The sequence below is a fragment of the Kerstersia sp. genome (assembly GCF_052103615.1).
Classification (GTDB): domain Bacteria; phylum Pseudomonadota; class Gammaproteobacteria; order Burkholderiales; family Burkholderiaceae_B; genus Kerstersia.
On sequence record NZ_JBQEKA010000086.1, the window covers coordinates 1 to 4226 of the forward strand.

General features: G+C 62.4%; 4 protein-coding genes. All 4 read right to left on the minus strand.

What is annotated here, in order from left to right:
- Window positions 1-53: 53 nt before the first annotated feature.
- Entirely contained in the window at window positions 54-446 is a 393-nt protein-coding gene (locus ACTJGZ_RS13650; protein WP_441663461.1) for a MerR family transcriptional regulator, read from the minus strand.
- A 156-nt stretch (window positions 447-602) separates the two neighbouring features.
- Complete coding sequence (locus tag ACTJGZ_RS13655) at window positions 603-929, minus strand: integration host factor subunit alpha (RefSeq protein ID WP_441663462.1); 327 nt, start codon at window positions 927-929, stop codon at window positions 603-605.
- A 20-nt stretch (window positions 930-949) separates the two neighbouring features.
- Complete coding sequence (gene pheT / locus ACTJGZ_RS13660; RefSeq protein WP_441663463.1) at window positions 950-3367, minus strand: phenylalanine--tRNA ligase subunit beta; 2418 nt, start codon at window positions 3365-3367, stop codon at window positions 950-952.
- A 16-nt stretch (window positions 3368-3383) separates the two neighbouring features.
- A partial coding sequence (gene pheS / locus ACTJGZ_RS13665) for a phenylalanine--tRNA ligase subunit alpha (RefSeq protein ID WP_441663464.1) occupies window positions 3384-4226 on the minus strand: 843 nt, incomplete at its 5' end.

The following is a 4226-nucleotide window of genomic DNA, read 5'->3' on the forward strand; positions in this document are numbered from 1 at the left end:
TATTTTGATGCTGCCCAGGTTTGCCCCTGGCAGCCTCCCGTCACAGCGCGGCCTCAGGAAGCCGCCGAGGCCAACAGGGCCGAGATATCCTGCAACTCGCTGCGCAAGGCTTGCATTTCCGCACCGCTCAGGCGCACTGCTGCTTCCGGGTCATGAGCGGCCGCGTCACGGGCATCGCCCAGACGGTTGCGCGCGCCGCTGATGGTGAACCCCTCTTCATACAGCAAGGAACGGATGCGGCGGATCAGCAGCACTTCATGGTGCTGGTAATAACGCCGGTTGCCGCGCCGCTTGACCGGCTTGAGCTGGGTGAACTCCTGTTCCCAGTAGCGCAGCACATGCGGTTTCACGCCACACAGATCGCTGACTTCACCAATGGTGAAATAACGCTTGGCCGGAATAGGCGGCAAGGCCGCCGTGCTGCTTTGTTCTTCAGTGCGTGTCATGTCTGGATGTTCGGGCTGCATCGTATAAGGCCGGTAAAGCCGGCTACGGTCAGAGACCGGCACAGAACCAGTCCCTACCGCCGAAAATCGGGAAACACCGTGACGGGGCAGACGCTAACTTCACCGCCCTTCCCGTCCCGGCAGGCATCCCCTAGATTAAACGGACAGGTCTTCCGGGGTCAAACCCGTGGATTCCACCGCGCTCTTGAGCTTTTGGCTGGCGTGGAAGGTCACGACACGGCGCGCGGCAATGGGAATCGCCTCGCCAGTCTTGGGATTGCGCCCGGGGCGCGGCGGTTTCTGCCGCACCTGAAAGTTGCCAAATCCGGAAAGCTTGACCATATCGCCCGTGGCCAGCGCCTCCCGAATTTCGTCAAAAAATGTATCGACGAGATCTTTGGCTTCCCGTTTATTCAAACCGACCCGCTCGAACAGCATATCTGCGAGTTCGGCCTTGGTCAGGGTACGCGTTTCTGTCGTCATATCCGATTACTCCCAGCGATTCAGGCGCGCAGACGCACGCCGCGTGCCTGCAAGGCGCCTATCAGGCTGTTCATGCAAGCGTCAACACGCTCGTCAGACAGGGTTTCTGCATTGTCCTGCAACCAGAAGCGGAAGGCCAGACTCTTTTCTGCATCCGCAGGCGCCGCCGGATCCCGCCAGACATCAAACAGACGCACATCTTTCAGAATCGCCAGACTGGCATCCGACTTGCGCTGGGCGGCCACGGTATCAAGCAAATCCTGCGCGCTCAGCGCCGCCGAAGCCAGCAAAGCCAGGTCACGGATGACCATGGGCTGCTTGGAAGCTTCTGCCGCATCCGGCACAGTCGCCGGCAACACAGTATCCAGCACCAGCTCGAACACGACCGGCGCATGACGCAGATCTGCCTGCTGCACCAGACGCGGATGCAGTTCGCCGATCCAGCCCACCGCAACGCCATCCAGCTCAACCCGCGCGCTGCGCCCAGGGTGCAGCGCCGGATAAGCGGCCGCCACAAAGCGCAGCTGTGCCGCACGCTGGCCAAACAACGTTTCCAGGTCGCGCTTCACATCATAGAAGTCCACCTGGCGCACAGGCAGCCCCCACTGTTCGGCATCTGCCGGGCCCCAGGCCGCAGCGGCCAGGTGCAGCGGCTGCGCAATGCCAGCAACGTCCAGCCCCCCGTCCGCCACGGCGGCATCACGGCGGAACACGCGGCCCAGCTCGAAAACGCGCACGCGGCTTTGCTGACGGTTGGCGTTATAGCGGATATTGGCCACCAGCCCGGCAATCAGGCCGGAACGCATGACGGACAAATGGCTGGCAATCGGATTCAACAGACGGATCGGATCGGCATTGCCTGCGTAATCGCTTTCCCAGTCACTTTCCACAAAGCTGAAATTGACCACTTCCTGATAATCCCGGCTGGCCAACAGATCACGCACCGCATGCGGGCTATGGCTGGCTTCCGGCTGCGCCTGCATGGCAGCGCGCGCCACCGGCGGCAAATCAGGAATATTTTCAAACCCGTAGATGCGCGCCACTTCTTCGATCAGGTCTTCTTCGATCTCGATATCGAAACGGAAGGAAGGCGGCGTGACGATGAAGTCGTCGCCTTGCCGCTCGAAGGGCAGGCCCAACTGGCTGAAGATCGCGCCTATTTGCTCACTGGCGATTTCCAGGCCCAGCACCTTGCGGCAGCGTGCCGCGCGCAAGCGCACCGGCTTGCGCTCAGGCAAGGCGGCAATGTTGTCATCCACCGGGCCAGCCTGGCCGCCGCAGATATCCAGCACCAGACGGGTAATGTATTCCAGGCCTTCCGGAATGCCCTGGAAATCCACGCCGCGCTCATAGCGGTGGCTGGCTTCCGAAGAGAAGCGGTAGCGGCGCGCCTTGCCGGCGATGGCATCAGGCCACCAGAACGCCGACTCGATGTAAATATTCGTGGTGGCCGTGCTGACCGACGTCGCCTCGCCCCCCATGATGCCCGCCATGCTTTCCGGCTGCCCGCCAGCGGCGACCACGCCGATATCGGCCTGCAGCGTCACGGTCTGCCCATTGAGCAGCGCCAGCGTTTCGCCTTCACGCGCCCAGCGCACACTCAAGCCAGCGCCGTTGCCCGGCACTTTATCGAGGTCAAAAATATGCGACGGACGCCCGAGTTCGAGCATCACATAATTGGAAATATCCACCAGCACGGAAACACTGCGCTGGCCGGCGCGCTCCAGGCGCGTCTTCATCCAGTCCGGCGTTTGCGCCGCGGCATTCACGCCACGCACGATACGGCCGGCAAAACGGCCGCACAGATCCGCCGCCTCGATGGTGACGGGCAGGCGGTCGGCCAGCGTGACCGGCACCGGCGCGGCGCCAGGCGTCTTCAGCGGCGCGCCCGTCAGGGCCGCCACTTCCCGCGCCACCCCCAGGATGGACAGGCAGTCGGCGCGGTTGGGCGTCAGCTTGAGCGTGATCAGCGTGTCATCCAGATCCAGTGCGGCACGCAAGTCCTGCCCAGGCCGCAGACTGGCAGGCAGCAGCATCAGGCCGTCGTGCTCCTGGGACAAACCCAGCTCACGCGCGGAACACAGCATGCCAGCCGATGCGACACCGCGCATCTTGGCCGTCTTGATCTTCATGCCGCCAGGCAGCTCGGCGCCAACACGCGCCAGCGGCACCAACAGGCCTGCAGCCGCATTCGGCGCGCCGCAGACAATTTGCAGCATTTCACCCGAGCCGTCATCGACCTGGCAAACACGCAGGCGGTCGGCATCCGGATGAGGCGCGATAGCAGTGATCTTGGCCGCCACCACCCCGGAAAAAGCAGGCGCGGCAGTCTCGGTTTCCTCGACTTCCAGGCCTGCCATCGTCAATTTATGCGCCAGCGCGTCGCTGGACAGATCGGGATCGACCAGCGTGCGCAGCCAGGATTCTGAAATTTGCATGATGAAAGTACCGCCCTCAATCGTTGAACTGGCGCAGGAAACGCAGGTCGCCTTCGAAGAACTGGCGCAGGTCATTGACGCCATAGCGCAGCATGGTCAGGCGCTCCAGGCCGGAACCGAAGGCAAAGCCGATATAGCGTTCCGGGTCTAGGCCGAAATTGCGCACCACTTGCGGGTGCACCTGCCCCGAACCGGAGATTTCCAGCCAGCGGCCACGGTTGGGGCCGGACGTGAACATCATGTCGATTTCCGCCGAAGGCTCCGTGAACGGGAAGAATGACGGGCGGAAACGCAGCACCAGGTCATCCGTCTCGAAGAAGCGGCGCAGGAAATCGGTATAGACACCCTTGAGGTCGGCAAAGGAAATGTCTTCGGCGATCCACAGGCCTTCCACCTGGTGGAACATGGGCGAGTGCGTCGCATCGCTATCGACGCGGTAGGTGCGCCCCGGCGCAATCACCTTGATGGGCGGCTTGTTCATGCGGGCATAGCGCACCTGCATGGGGCTGGTGTGCGTGCGCAGCACCAGCGGCAAACCACCCGAATCTTTCATATCGACGTAGAACGTATCCTGCATGGAACGCGCGGGATGGTTCTCGGGATTGTTCAAGGCTGTGAAATTGGTCCAGTCGTTCTCGATTTCGGGGCCATCGGCCACCTCAAAACCGATGGAACGGAAAATTTCTTCGACCCGGCGCCAGGTGCGTATCACCGGGTGAATGCCACCCACGCCCCGGCCGCGGCCGGGCAGTGTGACGTCGATTGTCTGCGATGCCAGGCGCTGGGCCAGTTCGGCTTCTGCCAAGGCTTCGCGACGCGCATTGAGCAATTGCTCAATGGTCTGCTTGGCCTGGTTGAT

Bases quoted from the DNA above. Each gene is read 5' to 3' on its own strand.
- ACTJGZ_RS13650 (WP_441663461.1), bottom strand. From the start codon at position 446: ATGACACGCACTGAAGAACAAAGCAGCACGGCGGCCTTGCCGCCTATT.
- pheT (WP_441663463.1), bottom strand. From the start codon at position 3,367: ATGCAAATTTCAGAATCCTGGCTGCGCACGCTGGTCGATCCCGATCTG.
- ACTJGZ_RS13655 (WP_441663462.1), bottom strand. From the start codon at position 929: ATGACGACAGAAACGCGTACCCTGACCAAGGCCGAACTCGCAGATATG.